We start from the raw sequence: 16,621 nt of genomic DNA on the forward strand, positions 1-16,621 counted from the left end.
AATTCTGAAATCGGCTGCTATGGGCTCGGCATGCTTATCGGTCTGGTTGCCTTTGCTGTCAAATTCAAACTGTAGCGGGATGGGGAAGCACTCGTCACTCTGACTAAAGCCGGCCTGTTGTTTACCCTTATCCCAACTTGCATTGGGTTCACCGTCAATTAAGGCAGCGATAATGCGCTCTGATTGGCCGAGCTTTTTAAAATAGGAAATTTCATCAGCAACATACGTTGAGGCAACGGCTCTGGGCGAGCACAGTACAATCAGTAATTGTGAGTCTTCCAGGGCTTTAACAATAGAGTGGCCTAAATCAGCATGGGCAGGCAGTTCTTCTTCGTCACGAAATATCGGATAAATGCGCGGTGGTATTACATCGCCGCGCGCATTTTGTTTGCCGGCTAAATCGGCAGGTACTTCATAGGTTTCCAGTGCCTAATGCAACCAGGTGGCCCACTGCCGGCCTTGTTCTTTATTATCGGCGTGGCGATAAGAAATAAAGGCGTAGTATTTCTTTGAATTATCATCCCTGTCAGTCATCTACTGTGTTACTTAGCACAATGCAGCGTTATCAACAATATAGCCTTGTTACTTTCTAAAGCGCTAATAATAATTATTTTTTAACAACGGCCTTCTAGCAAAAAACAAGTCTAGACCAAAAAGTGCAGCCTTACTATTTGCCAATGTAAAGGAATCGGTTCTCACTTTATATGAACTGCAGTATGGTTATACGATGATAAGTTTATCTGAGACACAATATGGCAACGGAGTTGCAGCATTTTGGCTTGCGCTTGCATGGGCAGTTAGAGCATGAGAATGTGTTTGAGCTTATGGTAGACCATGAGCCGTACCTGCCTGTTTTACGCGATTATGAAGCGCCGTTCGCTGGCAGGATAGCAGGCGCTTATCAACCAGGGTTGAGTTTGGCGTCGCTAACAAATAACCGCGGCTCCGTTGTCCCTTTTGTTTGCACCTGCATTGAGCCAACGTGTTGGTTTATTACGGTGAAGGTAGAGGTTATCATGGACATTAATGCCGACTATGTTATTTGGCATCGTTGGAGTAACCCTTATCGGGCAGACAAAAACAAAGCCGCTGAAGGCGGGTTTTGGGATTACTCAGCCCTGCCACCGTTAGTATTTGATTATGCACAATACCAGGCTGAAATTGCTCGAGTTAATTCAGAGCAGTAGATACTAAATTGCGCCATTGACGTTTCATGGTAATAATGGATGCAGTTGAAAGGTTTTTCGCTGTTTAGGAGTTTCTGTTGGATAAAACACATCACACTCATGTAACTGATATTCCACTGTGTTTTCGGGTTGGGGTGACCGGGCATCGTGATGCTGCATTGGCGGCAGTAGACCGTGCGGCGCTTGAAAAAGTGGTGGCTGAAGTGCTGGCACAGTTAGCACAGAACGCCAACCAGGTATTGCAACAACAGTCAGCCGTTTATAGCGGTGGTGCCGCTCAATTACAGCTTATTTCTGCCCTGGCAGAAGGCACAGACCGATTAGTGGCGCAACAAGCCCTGCAGGCGGGATGGACACTACATGCCTTGCTGCCATTTTCAGCAGCAAATTACCAGTTGGATTTTGAGACAGATGCGTCGAAACAAGCCTTTAGCGGATTACTTGACGCTGTCCATGCCGTAACTGATTTAGCCATTGATCGTACTACTGCCCAACTTACCGGCTATGAGGCCGTAGGCAAATTATTAGCCAGAAATACCGATGTCCTTATTGCGCTGTGGGACGGTGAACCGGCCCGCGGCCCCGGCGGTACGGCGAGCGTGGTTGAGATGGCGCTGCAGGAAGGGGTGCCGGTGGTATGGGTTGGCTTAACTGCAGAACTTCAGGTGCGTTGCATCGCACCTGGCAATGGAGTGGTGAATCAGATTTCATGGCAAAGCTGGTTAGCTGACTTCGTTGAAAACACCCTGACACCTCCGCAACAGGATAGTGACAGACTGGAACAGCAGGAACTCGCGCAGTTTATGGCAACCAGCCCTGGCAGAGTTAAAAAGGGCTGGTTATACCCATTTTTCCAGTGGTGTTTTACCGGCCGCAAACCAGGAAAAAGTGACTTTGTGCAGGCGAAGCAAGAGGACGTTTGCGCACAGCAGTGGCACGCGTTTAATGAGGGTACGTCAGAGGCTATGCCGGATGTTCAGGCCAGCGCCGCTATCCATCAACATTATATTAAAGCCGATTTACTGGCATCAATGTTTGCACAGCAATATCGTGCGGCCAGTATACTTAATTATGTGCTTGCATCTATGGCGGTATTAATGGCCTTATTGGGCTTGTTATTAAAAGATCTGAAATTAGTGTGGATCCTTTTAGAGCTGAGCATAATTTTGGGCATGCTGGGTAATACCTACATTGGTAAACGTCATCGCTGGCACCAGAAATGGCTGGACTATCGCTTACTGGCAGAGCAGCTGCGAGTTGCGCGCTATTTTGCGTTAATTGGCGCTAACAGCCTAAAACAACATCGCTGGCTATCGTCATTTCATCAGGCGCAGCATGTGTCCTGGGTAAACTGGTATTTAACGGCAGTGATCCGATCGGTAAATTTGCCGGCAGGGCAGCTAGGTAATGCGTGTACCGAACGTTTCAGTGAAGGGTTAACCACACAGTTAAACGATCAAATTGCTTATCATCATCATACCGCGGCGCAGGCGCACAAAGCCGAACACCGGCTGCATATTCTGGGAGAAGTGTGTCTGTACGGTACTTTGCTGGCCTGTTTAGGCTACCTCGGTGTAGCCGTATTTTCTGAAACGGTTAATTACAGCGTGGCAACCTGGGTGACCTTTATTACCGCATTGCTGCCAGCTTTTGGCGCATCCAGTTATGGTTTACGCGCTCATGGCGATTATGAGGGCATTGCCCATCGCAGCGAGTTAACTGCGACGCAGTTAAGCGATATCGCCGGGCGACTGGAGCAGACTGAGCATGACTTAGCCAGCTTGCTTACCCTGTCAGAACTGGTACGGCAGGTTAAAAGCGCCGAATTGCGAGACTGGCGCGTTACCTTTGAGCGTAAGTTGTTGGCTATTCCGGGGTAGCGCAACGCTAAGTATATTGGCGAACTGGTTTCGCTAAGTGTAACTTATTAAATAATAATTATTAATTATAGCCAGATTGGGAGGTTTGTTTATGTTACGTGAATATCTGGCATTTATTTCTTACCGCCATGCCGATAACAAAGAGCAGGGCCGCCAATGGGCAACCTGGCTTCATCAAACTCTGGAAACCTACGAGGTGCCTGAAGACCTTGTTGGAAAAACGAACAGCCGTGGTGAAGTAATACCTGAACGGATTTATCCGATTTTTCGCGATGAAGAAGAGCTTCCTGCCGATTCTGATCTTGAAAATTCAATTACTAATGCCTTAAAACAGTCGCGGCTGCTTATCGTACTGTGCTCACCCAATGCTGTTGCTTCTACTTATGTAGCAGACGAGATTCGATACTTTAAAAAACTGGGACACTCCGATCGTATCATAGCTGCGATGATTGATGGTGAGCCAAATGCCAGCTGGGATCTGGGAAAGCAATCAGCTGGTATCATTCCACTCGCTGAGTGCTTCCCTGTACCGTTGCAATTTATAGTTGATGAACACGGTGAGCTTACTGCGAACCGGGCAGAGCCAATAGCAGCGGATTTCAGGATAAATATCAATAATAAAATTCATCAGGGCTGGTGCAATATAGAAGCATTTAGCCAGCAATTAAAGGAACTTGGTTATGACAATGTTGCGATAAAACAACAGGTATCTGATTACCGTGAACAGCAGAAGTTGATGGTTCTGAAAATTGTTGCCGGAATACTGGGTGTGCCATTGGGGGAATTAACCCAACGCGACAAAGCTTATCAGCTGGAGTTAGCAAAAAAGAAAACCAAACGATTGACGCAGTGGTTATCTGGAGTTGTATTATTGGCAGTTTTAGCATTGAGCGCTGGTTTTGTCGCATTGACCCAAAAAAAATTGGCCATTGAAAACGAAAACCTAGCTCAGCAACAAGCTGAATTGGCTAAAATAAATGAAACTAAAGCTGTGCAAGAAAGAGACGCATCGTTAATAAATCAAAGTCGCTTTCTGCTCGAACAATCTCGATTGGCAAATGATGCAGGTAAACATGATCTTGCCTTACTCTTAGGTTTAAATGCCATTCCTGGCTTATATGGCGGAGATAGGCCAATGCCCCGATCTGTTAGTGAGATTAGGCGGGCGTTACATGCTGGAAACCAACAACTCTCTGTCAATATCAGTGAAGACATTTTAACTGTTGGGTTTAATCGCGCAGCGAGCCATGTTTATGTTGTCACTAAAAGTTCGGCCCTGCAGCTATACAGTATTGATTCTGGTAAATTAGAGCAAACCTATGAAGTAGATGGAATTATAACCTCAGCGGCATTCAGCTCTGATGATAAGTTTTTAGCAATTGCTAATGGTCAAGGTGCTGTAACAATATTTAACACCACAGACAAAACTATTACGCAAACGCTGCAATTAGGAATGGGAGGGAAACTATTGGAGTTCTCCTCAGATAACGCGACACTGTTTGCTGCTGATCAAAATAGTTATCTATATAATTGGGACATTATTTCAGGTAATCAGATTTTTAAAATACTAACAGACATTGACTTCTTAGGTTTCTTATATGTTAGTAATAATAATAAATTGATTCTTGCTCAACATGACTTCAGTTTTGGCTTTTCTGTTTTCAATACAGATACCGGAGCCTTATTACACAAAATTCCGGGTGAAATGGGATATATTCCTGACTCTCGGCGGCCTTTTTTTACGTCACAAAATAACTTGGCGATATACTACAACGACAAAGGTACGTTTATTTATGACCTTGAAAAAGGCGAGTCAAAAGCATTCAGCTCGCAAATCCATACTTTGCTAGGCTACGATGGGGAATTCGCAATTACTCTTCCAGCAAACCGTCAAATACAGGGTACTGCTGATGAAATACATCAAATAGAGTCATACCGTAACAATCCATTTTTATTGAATCTTACGGAAAAAACCGGTTTCCCGTTAAAACATTTTGGTGAAGTCGATGATGTGTACTTTACACCGGATGGTCGCTATGTGATTACGAAATCATACAAAACCTTGCGTTTTTGGTTGAAAGACTCTGCTGTACTAAGCCATGAAATTCAATTGCCCGCGACTCCAGATTCCGTAGTAGTATCGTCTGATAGTCAGCATATTGTTGCTCATTTTGAAAAAGATGACGCTGTTGCTATTTGGAAAATAGAACCCGTCCATCAGCAAACACTATTTAACCGTACTTACAGTGATTACGGCGTTGAGTTGAGCCCACAAGGTACATACGCATACTTACCGGCACCTGGCGAAGGTGAGAAATCTATGATTGTAAACACCAGCACGATGGAGGAGGTTGCAGTTCTAAATGACTGGTGTAATTCACCGTATGCAATTGTGTTTTCCAATGATGATAAAAGGTTGTTTTTTCGCTGCCGTAATCAAGAAAAAATTGGTCATATATTAGATTTGGCAACTGTCAAAGAGATTGATGTTGCGCCTTTGAGTGACGAACTCGCTTACGCCTTTGTTTTCTTCTCTCCTGATGGCAACTCTTTAGTTTTTAAGTTTAACTCATATCATGATCATGATTTGGCGTTGCTAAACGTTGGCAGCAAACAAAATAAGCCGATTATGCTCAACCTGGATTTTAATCGGGATAGATTTGCTATTTCATTTAGCCATGATGGCGGTATCGTGGTTGCGCAATATTTGAAGAATAGACTGGTCTTTATTGATGCAAAAACCGGCACTGTAATAAATGATTTCAGTTCAACAGAAGATATAGAGTTATTTGCAATAAATCGTGATAATGAGAGCTTTTTTGTGCATTACAGTAACAATACAACATTGAAACTCAGTATGGCGGATAACCGTCAACTGGTGGCATTTGAAAATGAGGAAAATCTTGGCAACCTGATTGCTTTACCAAACGAACAGGTTGCGCTTATATCAAAGACTGGCGATATTGCGGTGTGGTCTGGACTCAGTGGCGATTTTATAGAGCGTATTGTTGTTGATGGAATTAGTGATAAATATCACCTCTCTGTTGACGCGAAGTTTTTGTATAAAGAAGGTGAAGATATTGCTATTTCAGTGCAGGATTTGGGTATTTTTTATCAAGGTCAAGAAGCCTCAACACAAAACATATTTATAGACAGCGAACAAGATCAGATTGTTTTATTAAACGGTAAAGGAATTAAACGTTTACCTGCATTCAGTAATAATTTTACTGAACAGGCAATGGCAGGGTTAGCATTCTCGAAGAAATGTCTAAGTGATCAAGAACGTGAGAGTTTTTTCTTAGCCAGACTGACGAAAGAGCAGAAGTTAGCAAGGGACTGTATTGATAAGATCAATACAGCACAGCCTTAGCTAGCTTATTAAGTGTATTGCTTGGTGTTATATAGCTAAAGTGTATGATGAGCTGTTTAGCCGCCACCCTTAGTTTTCCGATAGGGTGAGCATTGGCTGCAAACAAGCTTTGATAATGCTGCAACGCCAGCTCCTGCTGACCAGTGATATAAAGTGCTTCACCAATGGTCGCCAGCTCCCAGAAGTTAAAACTGAAATTATTAAGCCGCTGTTTCTGCTCGATAATATGTTTCTTATGCTGAAATTGCTTCACGATACTTAATGCAATGTCGCGTGCTTTATCGGTATGTCCCTGCCACAGGTTAATAGCTGCAGCGTTGATCCCCAAGTAAGTGTTGCGTTGTTTGGACTGTTGCCAGCCTTTATCATACATACGACAGGCACGTTTTAATGCCTCGGTATTGGCCGGATTTTTTTGCCAGGTTTTTTTTAACACGCCGGCATAAATACCAATAGTTTCATCATCATTTGATAAGGATTTATATAGGCTGCTTAATTGCTCTGTGGCTTCATCAATCATGCCTTTTCGGCTGAAGTACAGGCCGTTGAGCTGAAGTAAGCGCAAATCTTCTGGGTGATGTACCAAAGTAGTGTGAAGCGCCGAGCCTGCGGTATCGAGCTGGTCTTTGTTAATCAGACTCTCAATTAAAATGGAGCTGAAAACGGGGGATTGCTGAACCAGTGGATGCAACAACAACACCTGTTCATTAACCTGCGTATTAGCCATTTGCTGACTAATGTCATCAACCAGTTGGTGTATTACATTGTTTTGCTGTTTATTAGTGCGGTATTGCTTCAGACATAAGCCCAGCGGAAATTTTGAAAAGTACCAGCCAAGCCAGGAATCGAGCAACGCGACCGCGATGTCGCTGTCCTGTGCTTCAACTTTGCCTAATAAATGGCGTACCTGGTTCGCTTGCCTGCGCAAGGCATGAGCCCAATGCAAGGTGGCAAAGTCAAAAATATGGAAGTCGTTAAGATATTCCAGATTCGCAAATACATTAGTTTTAGACTGTTCACCGAACAGACTGACGCCTTCAGCGGATAATGCTTCGAGGATCCTGCCTGCATAAAAAACAACAGCCTCTGTGGCGCCTGCATCATATACTGCCTGCAAATTTATTAAGTCGTTTTGCAGCGCCAGATGCTCTGTGCTGTAATGCACGATGTCTGGTTGATACAGATTAATTAACTGTATGGCATCTGCTGTTTCGGTCATATTACGGCTACTTCCATTTTTTTTTCATTGAGCCGAACATTACTACAAAGCCTACAATGATCAGCACCAGCGTTCCCCAGAATACTCCACGCATAACGATAGGGATCGGAGGGTTGGCAAAAAACAACTCATGCAGATTCAGACCGGTTAGATCGGTCAGCAGCACCAGCGCAGCGAATAATGAGCCTACTATTTTCACATTATTCAGTGAGCGCTGGTTTTTCTCCTCAAGATGCAGGGTGATAAATGCCTCTATTTCCTGGACGTCGGTACTGAGTTCTTTCAAAATGATGTCGACGTTAAAAATAGTACGTAATCGCTGAAAAAAATCGTTGTGCAGGGTCAGGCTGCTAACGTACGAAAAGCGATTGTTTAACCTGTAGTTATACAAACGGGTGCGGTACAGACGCAGCTCCTCTAATTCATGTTCAGTTGGGTGTTGCAAGTCAATGTCAATGTTACTGCCCTGGGTCATAGCGTGTAAAAAAACTAATTCAGAATAGACCAGCATAACAATAGGCTCATACGCCATCCGACAGGCGGTTTCTGAAAATTGTTTTATCGCCTCAGGGCTATCCTTGCTTACTCTGATCAGCGTACAACATCCTTCAATCGCAAAATGATGAACTATATTGTCAAAAAAGCGGTATTCGCCACCCTCAAATTGTCCGGTAGATGGAATATAGGCATCGGTATATTTACGCGCCAGCCTGAATGCCTGCTGCCGAAAACTGTCATCGTCTGTACTGTCGTCTAATTCGGCAACGGTATAAGTGTAGGTGTTCTCCCAATGCAGTGGTGTTAGCGATGCCGCCACACTGTCATCATTTAATGGTGGTAATATGGTTTTTACTAACCCAGCTAAGCCTAATACAGCAGGCCCGCTATCTTCTGACTGGCTTTGCCAATGCAGCTGCAAGGTTTGTTTGTTTTGTTTGTTTCGTGCCAGATGATAATTCAATTCTTGAATTTCTAGCGCTGACTGAATTTCATATTGTGGTTTATTGCCCGGACTCTGATAGGCTACTTCAATAACACAAACACCTATACTGGTATTAAATATGACACAGCACGCTTCATTAATTTTTACCGGCCAACTTCGCGTCCTATCAAGCGGGGAACTCAGCTGTTGTTCAGCAAGACGCTTAACTGAAGAGTTCGGCAGGCTGACACTAAGTCCAGCACCTTGTTGTCCAGGCTTACCACCATTCAGCCAGCTTATACCTTCATTGCTGAGCTGCATACATATAGGCAACTTAGCATTGTTATGATCTGTGCTGAGTTTACGTCCATTAAAAATTTTACTCAGATGATCGTCAAAGCGAGGGTCTGTCTTATAACGGGCGGTTTGCCAAAGTGCCGAAGTATCAAATTGGCTGAATTTTTCTGTTTGCGTTACTGGCAATGCCAGCTCAACAGCAACTTCATTTAATGTTAGTGATTGAATTATGTTTAACACAGCATTCTGATTTGTGAAATCAGTGTGTTGTTCAAGACTAAACGGGAAATAAAATCTGACCCAATGCTTCATAACGATCCTGTTTTTTTTGGTTTTGAAACGCTTATTTATTCATCGTATAACAAACCGCTGCTATTTCAAATTCTATTCATATTGAGAGGAAAATAATATTACGCCAGGTTATTAACTAGGCTAAAGTGTAGAGTGTTATTTTAGCACTTCCTATATTTAATCAGCTAAATCAATAAGAGAGACTGTAATGGCACTAAAAATAGTAAATAAAGTTGGCCCGATGCAGCAGCAGAATTACCTATTTAGTCAAAGTGTCAAAGAAATCGCCATAGGGCGTGACGCATCTCAGTGTCAGGTATTGTACCCGGCAGACTTTGTAACTATTGGGCGGAAACATCTAGTGATTGTTGAGGATGTAGGTCGTTATGAGGTAAGAGTTAATAAAGATAACCCGGTTTTTATCAACGGTAAGCTGGCGGTTGATGATCAGGAGTTGCCGGCAGAGTGTACGATTAATCTGGGTGTAAAAGATGGCCCGGCATTCAACATTAATACCATTCAAGACGACACTTTACCAGATACGGTAATTTATAAAGAAGGTGTTGAGGTACATGAAAAAGTGACAACGACTAAAAAGCTATTGGCGATGGCATTGGTGCTTATTGTGGCCCTTAGCGGATATTTTGGTTATAGCAACTGGCAGTTTAAACGTGACTTGGCCAATACCGAACAGCAAATGGGCGATTTCATTGGTGAAATTTACCAGGAAATTGAAGATGATATCGGCGTAAAAGCCAGTCAGGCGATTAATTCTGTGTATCTGGTGCTGATGAAAAGTGTGGACGGAGGAGAAAGTCCTATTGGTACCGCCTGGGTTGTTGCGCCTGGCAAATTGGCTACTAATGCACATGTGGCGGTGGTGTTTGACGACTTGGAAGAAGGAGTGCAGCTGATCGTCCGCTCACCTGGTGATAAACAAGACGTGGTGGTTGACTCTGTGAGTATTCACCCTGGCTACGATACATTTACTGAAGCGTGGGAAATTGCCAGCCCACAAGTCTATTCGGCAAATGGAGAACTGTCGCCGATGGAGTTTGTGCCGGGTTACGACGTAGCATTACTTAATGTTAAAGCTACGCTGGCCGCGCCACTTAAACTGGCCACAGCAGACACTTTGGAAAATCTTAAAGCGGGAATGGAAGTGGCATTTGTTGGTTATCCAATGGAAAATCTGAGTCAGATGGATGTGAAATCGCCAACACCTACTATCCAGGTCGCCAATATTACATCGATTGTCGATTTTTTCCGGGGTAGTGGCGTTGAAATGGCTCCACAAATGATAATGCACTCCTTACCCGCCACCGGCGGCGCCAGCGGCTCACCGATTATTAACCGCAAAGGTGAGGTGGTCGCCTTGCTAAATGCCGGCAATGTGGTTTTAGTTGAGGACTTATTTGGCAATGAAGTTCGACTTTCCCATGGTGCTGACGTTAATTTTGCTCAGCGTTCAGATTTGTTGTTACCGTTGTTGCAGCCAGATTTGCCATTCGATTTAACTGCAGAACAACGGCTTTGGCAGCGTGGCTTTGAACGTTTTGTTGATAAAGCTCAGGCCGCAGCTATGCAACTTGATTATATTCAAGCGGCTTACGTTGAATCCTGGAAAGAAAGCTTGTCGCGTAGTGATGATCCTTCCATTCTTTCTGCTGCGGAATTTACCGTAACCTCCCAAACCACTTTTGAAGGTTATCCGGCGGTAAAATATGAGTATAAAGCGGAAAGTGACGCTATTGTCGCGGTAAATGCAATATCTACAATAGGTGCTGATATTGATATGTTTGTCGCAAAAGTTAAAGGCGGGCGTCTTGCACTTATCAGCAAAGACACCTCATCAACATTCCATCCTTTTGCTGCGTTCCATGTTCAAAAAGGGGAGGTTTTTCTAATTGTCGTTGTAGATGGTTCTGCAAATGAAGAGTACAGCAGCACTGGAAAAATCTGGTTCTATCAATACCTAAAGTAAACCCAACAAGACACACCCTGGCTTGGTGTCGGGGTGTGTGGTTAAGGAACAATCTAACGTGCTGTCCTTCTATCACAAACTTACTGATATATCGTTGGATGCTTTGCCACAAAATGATCGCACGGCGGCGTTTAAATGGGCATTAAGTCATCTTCATCTTAAGGCCGAAGCACTTACTCGGCTTACGTTACTGAGTGAACAAGACGATATACTGTGCGATGCTGCTTTGTGTGAAGCATGTCTGCTGGATCCGGCATTTCATCACACCAAAGCTAAGTCGTTACTTGGTCTTAAACGCATAGTACAGCAGCAGGCTGCTAACTTACTTAGCGCGCGCGCTGCGCATGCTCTCGCTCTGCTTTATAGCTGGCAAAGTGCCCTCGAAGACGCCTTTCCCTATGCGCTGCAGGCGATGGAGCAGTATCAGAGAGCATACCAATTGAACGGCCAGGCTTTTGTCGCTGATACCTTAGGTATGTTATGCCAACGTAGCGGGAGTATCGAACGTGCGCTGTTATATTTTACCCGGTCACTAACACTCAAGCAGCGTATAAACGATACCCAGGGCCTGGCGCTAACGCTGGGTAATTTAGCCCGGTTATGTTTTCAGCTTGGCCGGTTTGATCAGGCGAGAGGATTTTTATGGGATGACATTAACTTACTAGCCGAACATGACACCGCTCAGCTTGCTGTGCTCTATAACCTTATGGCGCGTATTGAGTTGGCTGATGATCATACCGATGAAGCTATAGACTGGTTAACTCGTGCTATCGCAATGGATGAGCATAACTCCTCTCATTTGTTTTTTTGTTATAAAGACCTGACGCTGACCTATATTGCCCGTGGTGAAAGACATACGGCAGAGAGTTGGTTGGCAAAAGCCAGCAGCATTCAACCGAGAACAAGTGCTTACCATTCACTCAGTTTACAGTTAATTCGTGCATATTTATTACAACCCAGCTGTGCAGACACTGAGTCATTTTATCAAGAGGCTTTTGCGAAGCTTTCCGAGCATGATATGCCCGAAATTGAGATTGAGCTAAGAATAATTCGTGCCGAGCAGGCCTACACTCAGCAGAATTTCAGTGAAGCGCGTGATCAATTATTGCTGGCGAAAAAGCGCACAGTTGCATCCAGTCAACTCAGGTTTCTAGGGCGGATTTTTAGAAACATGATGGAGTGGGACTTAACTGAATCATTGCCAGAAGAAGTGGCAAGTGTTATTACCCCAGATCTTAAGCAGAACCCGGATTATATTCTTAGAAAAAGCCTTGGTGAGGGCGGTTTTGGCGTGGTTTCAATGGCTTGGGATACGCATCGTGAGAAAAACGTAGCAATTAAGCAGTTCAAAGGTTCAATGCAGCTAAGTGTGATAGAGCAGCGACAACTGTGGGCTCAGGCCCGCCGTGAGTTTGAAACCGCAGCATCAATCAAAAGCATTATGATTGCCAGACCTTTAGCTATTGGTCACGATAATGTTGGTGTACCCTATGTGGTTCATGAATTTATCGAAGGACAAAAACTCAGCGAGTTTATGCAGAGTGTCAAAGACCCTGATACTATTCAGTATTACATCAGACAAATTGCCATAGCGCTGGAGTTCATTCACGCTGCCAATATTATTCATCGCGACATCAAACCTGACAATATTATAATCAGAAGCAACGGTGTGCCGGTGATAATAGATTTAGGTATCGCCTTGTTAAAAGGTAAACATACTGAGGACAGTATAGCAGGCACTCCCAATTACATGCCACCTGAACAAACACGCCATACAAGGTTAGATTTCAGTGCAGATTTATACGCTTTGGGTTGCATTTGGTACCACTGGTTATCTGGCAAACGACCGACCGTCGCTTCCGACAGGAACTCCAGCAGTTTATTTCAACGTGCCAAGCGTAAGTTAACCGGGCTCAAACCGGGTATTGTTATTAACGAAGAATATTTGCCTTTAAAAAACAAGGGAACATTAAAACGCATGTTAGCAATTGAACCATCACAGCGTTTTGCATCAGTTCAGGAACTACTGCATTCCTTTGATATTAGTAGCGAGTCTGCTTAATTATAATCTTCTGCTACTTTGCCAAAGATCAGTCATTGTGTTTTTCATTTCGGAATGAATACAGCACATATCATCGACAGGACAAAATTTATTCACTAAACTAATCATACGCTTTCCGCATGACTAAATCTTTTTTGGTCGAACGAACTCATGATAAAGAGGGCTTTTATTTCAATTCTTATTCCGAGTTCAAGTTAAATAATCAATCTCAATGGAATGAATTTTATGCCGAAAGTTAGTAAGACAAATAATCAGCCAAGCCACTATTGGGCATTTATCAGTTATAGCCATAAGGATAAAAAATGGGCTGATTGGATACACCGAGCACTTGAAACTTACAAGATTCCTAAGGCGTATGTAGGCACTCAAACAGCAGTAGGCGAGATCCCAAACAGACTCTTCCCTGTGTTCAGAGACAGGGAAGAGTTACCAACTTCATCTGACCTCAGTTCCAACATCAATTCAGCCCTCGACTCCAGTAAATGCTTAATTGTTATTTGCTCACCTAACTCTGCAAAATCTCATTGGGTTAACGAGGAAATTCTTGAGTTCAAACGTCGTGGAAAATCTAATCGAATTTTAAGTATTATCATTGAGGGTGAACCAAACACTGGCTTGGTTGATGGTGTAAATGCAGAATGTTTCCCTCAGGCGCTGCGTTTTATTATGGAAAGTGACGGGCAATTAACCGATAAATCTGCAGAACCTATCGCCGCCGACCTTCGTAAAAATAAAGACGGTTTGATCAATGCCAAATTAAAATTAATCGCTGGGATCATCGGCCTGCCATTTGATGCTCTCCGCCAGCGCGACCAGCGCCGGCGACAAAAACAATTAGCGATAATAGGCCTAGCTGTGGCAGTGGGTTTAAGTGTATTTACCTGGCTGACGGCGCAATGGCTTTTCCAGCGACACGAGAAACTGGAGTCACAATCACAGTCATTAACTAGATCCAGCTATTACAATCTCATCAACAACAATATTGCTTTGGGCACAGCGCAACTGCATGCCGCTACAAACGGGAAATTCGCAAGCTTCACCCCGCAAAATCCGCTAGATTATTTTTGGTTAAACCGCTTGCGACCTCTTGAGGAAATATTAACTGGGCTGCCTCAGCAGTCGATAGTCTACTGGCAAAATAAAGCCTATTTTCATAGTCATGAGGAAAAACTCCTAGCACTGCCTAATCAGGATATTATCAGTTGGACGATTACCCCTAAATCTCAGTACTTGTTTGTTATCACTGAATCTTCCGCCACAGAATGGCTTGTGAGTAGCTACACAACAGATACACTCCAACCTATAGGCAACTACAGCATTGAAAAATTAGAGCGTACGGATGCAGTACTAACCACCGTGCCCAAAAGTGATCTGGCGCTACTGCAAACCACAAATGACACCAGCTATCTGGGTGGCACTATGGCTCTGCTAATAGCATTACAAACAAATAGCCATAGCGAACTAGTGGCAACCAGAGCGGGCTACATTAATACCTATATAAGCAATGATTGTGATTCCTTATTACTGGAAAGCGAACAGGGAACGTTAACCCAATTAAATTTGCAAAGGCTCGATAGTAAAACAAACTACCTTTATTTTAATGACCCCAATTATAAAAAAGATTGGCAGACAAGTTTTAACCAGCAACTCAGCCAGCAGGGATTCATTTTTACCAAAGAGAAAGACCTAGAAACAGGCGAGCCTTATATTATTAAACTTAACCAAAACCACAGCGTTCAGGGAACATGGGATTTTGCTGGGAACTTGCTTGAATATGTGAAATACCTTTGCCCACTGACAAGTCGCGGCGAAAGCAATTACGTCTCTTTGGCAGACGAAATTGAGACAGATGGAAACAAGAAACCAGCCCAGTCCTTTAGATTGGAGTTTCCATCAGTTATCTCTGAGGTAGATATGTGGCTCAGCACCTTGAAACCATTAACGAATCCCGCACCTGTCGAGTTACTGGAAAAATTGTCTGAAGGCTTTGATTCAGGTACTGACTCCCAAGAAACGCTTGATGGTATGCTTAGCCAACTCTGGGAAGCTGCTAAGCAAAACCAGTGGGAAGTTAATAGCTGGCCAGAAATAGATGAATATCAGACAACTCGTCGCCTGCTACTTAGAGCTTTTCTGAATCAGGGGGGAATACCCGATGTGCATGCCAACACACTTATGAGCGCCGTCGATTTTGAGTTTGTGCAAAAAGACCAGCGGTTATACGTGTTAGCGAGTTATCACGCTGGCAATACGGACTTCCGCGGCAAGCTAGTTTGTTCTGTTAACCTGCAAGGTATCCCGAAATCGCAGTGCTTTGATACTACAATACCGCAAGCCGACTTTATTTCTTCTAAGCCTAGTTTAAACAAAAATATTTTGCTTTATTCATCGCTTAAAATGATGGGCAGCCAGAGTTTTGAAGTTCTGGACCTAAAATTTAACTCTTTGGTAACACCAGAACAAACGCCAAGCGGCACTGTAAACACGGAAAATATTGCCATCAATAACGCACAAACGCGTCTTACTGCAATTACAGAGGACTCCGTTTGGAGTTACAGCCGCTCAAATTCGGGTGATTTCTTTAAGTTGGAGAAAGTAATTCCTCTCGTTAGTAAATTAGATGACATTCAAGCGGAAAACTGGGAGGAAAATAGTCAAGATTCGGCCATAGGAGGCAAAAAGGCAATTATTACTGAGGATGCTCAGATAATATTGGCTGACAGTCTTGGTAGCTTTCAAAAAATTGACCTCAATACAGGGATTTCACAATGGCAGATAATGTTAAATACCGACTCGCCAATCACAAACCAATTACATTTCTTCACGGATGAAACGCAGCACTTTTTGGTCGCCTACTGGCAACAAGGCCTGCAAATGTTTGATTTGAAGTCAGGGCTGCCTCTAAGCTCTCCAGTCACATTTTCTGCACTGGACGGATTTACTGAAAATAATACGGATGCCTCAGTTAACAATGATACAAAAATGATATCGATTGTCATGTCAACTACTGGTGAAGTGCAATTTGTCAAAGGAGATAAGTTATGGATTCGACCAACTCCAAAACTAAATAGAAGCAGTGACATTATCCACCTAACTGGCCGTATGGGGGATTATGCTGAACAAGGGCTAACAGAATTGCCTACCACGTCAGCTGATAAAGCGGACAAATAAATAACTATCGAGTGTGATTAAAAACCAGAATAGTGGTTTAGGTAAAACCTAACCACTTGTTCATTGACTATATCTAGCATGAACAAACCTTTCTTATATAGGCAAGCCCATAACTTAAATAATCATTTGAGAGTCTGGATTGTTTTGATGCAGCAACTTGCATAGTACAAATCAAGTATATTTTATATACGATAAAATGTTCTATGAAACGGTATAAATAAAAGGCTACGGCAAAAAC

8 protein-coding genes and 1 pseudogene are annotated in these 16,621 nt (G+C 43.4%); 6 read left to right on the forward strand and 3 right to left on the reverse strand.

The features are described 5' to 3' along the window. Positions 1-114: 114 nt before the first annotated feature. Positions 115-426 (reverse strand): annotated as a pseudogene (locus IEY40_RS20295) (toll/interleukin-1 receptor domain-containing protein); the annotation flags it as partial. Positions 427-752: 326 nt separating this feature from the next. Between IEY40_RS20295 and IEY40_RS01840 the strand changes: the two are divergent. The 3 genes from IEY40_RS01840 (at position 753) to IEY40_RS01850 (ending at position 6,437) form a co-directional block, all read left to right on the forward strand. Further along, a complete protein-coding gene (locus tag IEY40_RS01840; protein WP_188952782.1) occupies positions 753-1,187 on the forward strand; it encodes a hypothetical protein in 435 nt (144 codons plus the stop codon). Positions 1,188-1,264: 77 nt separating this feature from the next. Next, a complete protein-coding gene (locus IEY40_RS01845) occupies positions 1,265-3,067 on the forward strand; it encodes a hypothetical protein (protein ID WP_188952784.1) in 1,803 nt (600 codons plus the stop codon). A gap of 91 nt (positions 3,068-3,158) precedes the next feature. Continuing rightward, on the forward strand, positions 3,159-6,437 hold the full coding sequence (locus IEY40_RS01850; protein WP_188952786.1) for a toll/interleukin-1 receptor domain-containing protein: 3,279 nt from the start codon (positions 3,159-3,161) through the stop codon (positions 6,435-6,437). On the opposite strand, the gene IEY40_RS01855 is transcribed toward IEY40_RS01850, so the two are convergent. Further along, positions 6,418-7,656: a tetratricopeptide repeat-containing protein gene (locus IEY40_RS01855; RefSeq protein WP_188952788.1), complete on the reverse strand. Its 1,239-nt coding sequence runs from the start codon at positions 7,654-7,656 to the stop codon at positions 6,418-6,420. The two genes, IEY40_RS01850 and IEY40_RS01855, sit on opposite strands and share 20 nt — an antisense overlap. A gap of 7 nt (positions 7,657-7,663) precedes the next feature. Then, positions 7,664-9,187 (reverse strand): hypothetical protein, encoded by a 1,524-nt coding sequence (locus tag IEY40_RS01860; protein WP_188952790.1) that lies wholly within the window; start codon positions 9,185-9,187, stop codon positions 7,664-7,666. Positions 9,188-9,374: 187 nt separating this feature from the next. Between IEY40_RS01860 and IEY40_RS01865 the strand changes: the two genes are divergently transcribed. From IEY40_RS01865 to IEY40_RS01875, 3 genes are all read left to right on the forward strand, one after another. After that, positions 9,375-11,150 (forward strand): trypsin-like peptidase domain-containing protein, encoded by a 1,776-nt coding sequence (locus IEY40_RS01865; protein WP_188952792.1) that lies wholly within the window; start codon positions 9,375-9,377, stop codon positions 11,148-11,150. Between the two features lie 37 nt (positions 11,151-11,187). After that, positions 11,188-13,212 (forward strand): serine/threonine-protein kinase, encoded by a 2,025-nt coding sequence (locus tag IEY40_RS01870; protein ID WP_188952794.1) that lies wholly within the window; start codon positions 11,188-11,190, stop codon positions 13,210-13,212. 225 nt (positions 13,213-13,437) lie between these two features. Next, entirely contained in the window at positions 13,438-16,383 is a 2,946-nt protein-coding gene (locus IEY40_RS01875) for a toll/interleukin-1 receptor domain-containing protein (RefSeq protein WP_188952796.1), read from the forward strand. Positions 16,384-16,621 lie beyond the last annotated feature (238 nt).

It is taken from the genome of Shewanella ulleungensis (genome assembly GCF_014648315.1).
Classification (GTDB): Bacteria; Pseudomonadota; Gammaproteobacteria; order Enterobacterales; family Shewanellaceae; genus Shewanella; species Shewanella ulleungensis.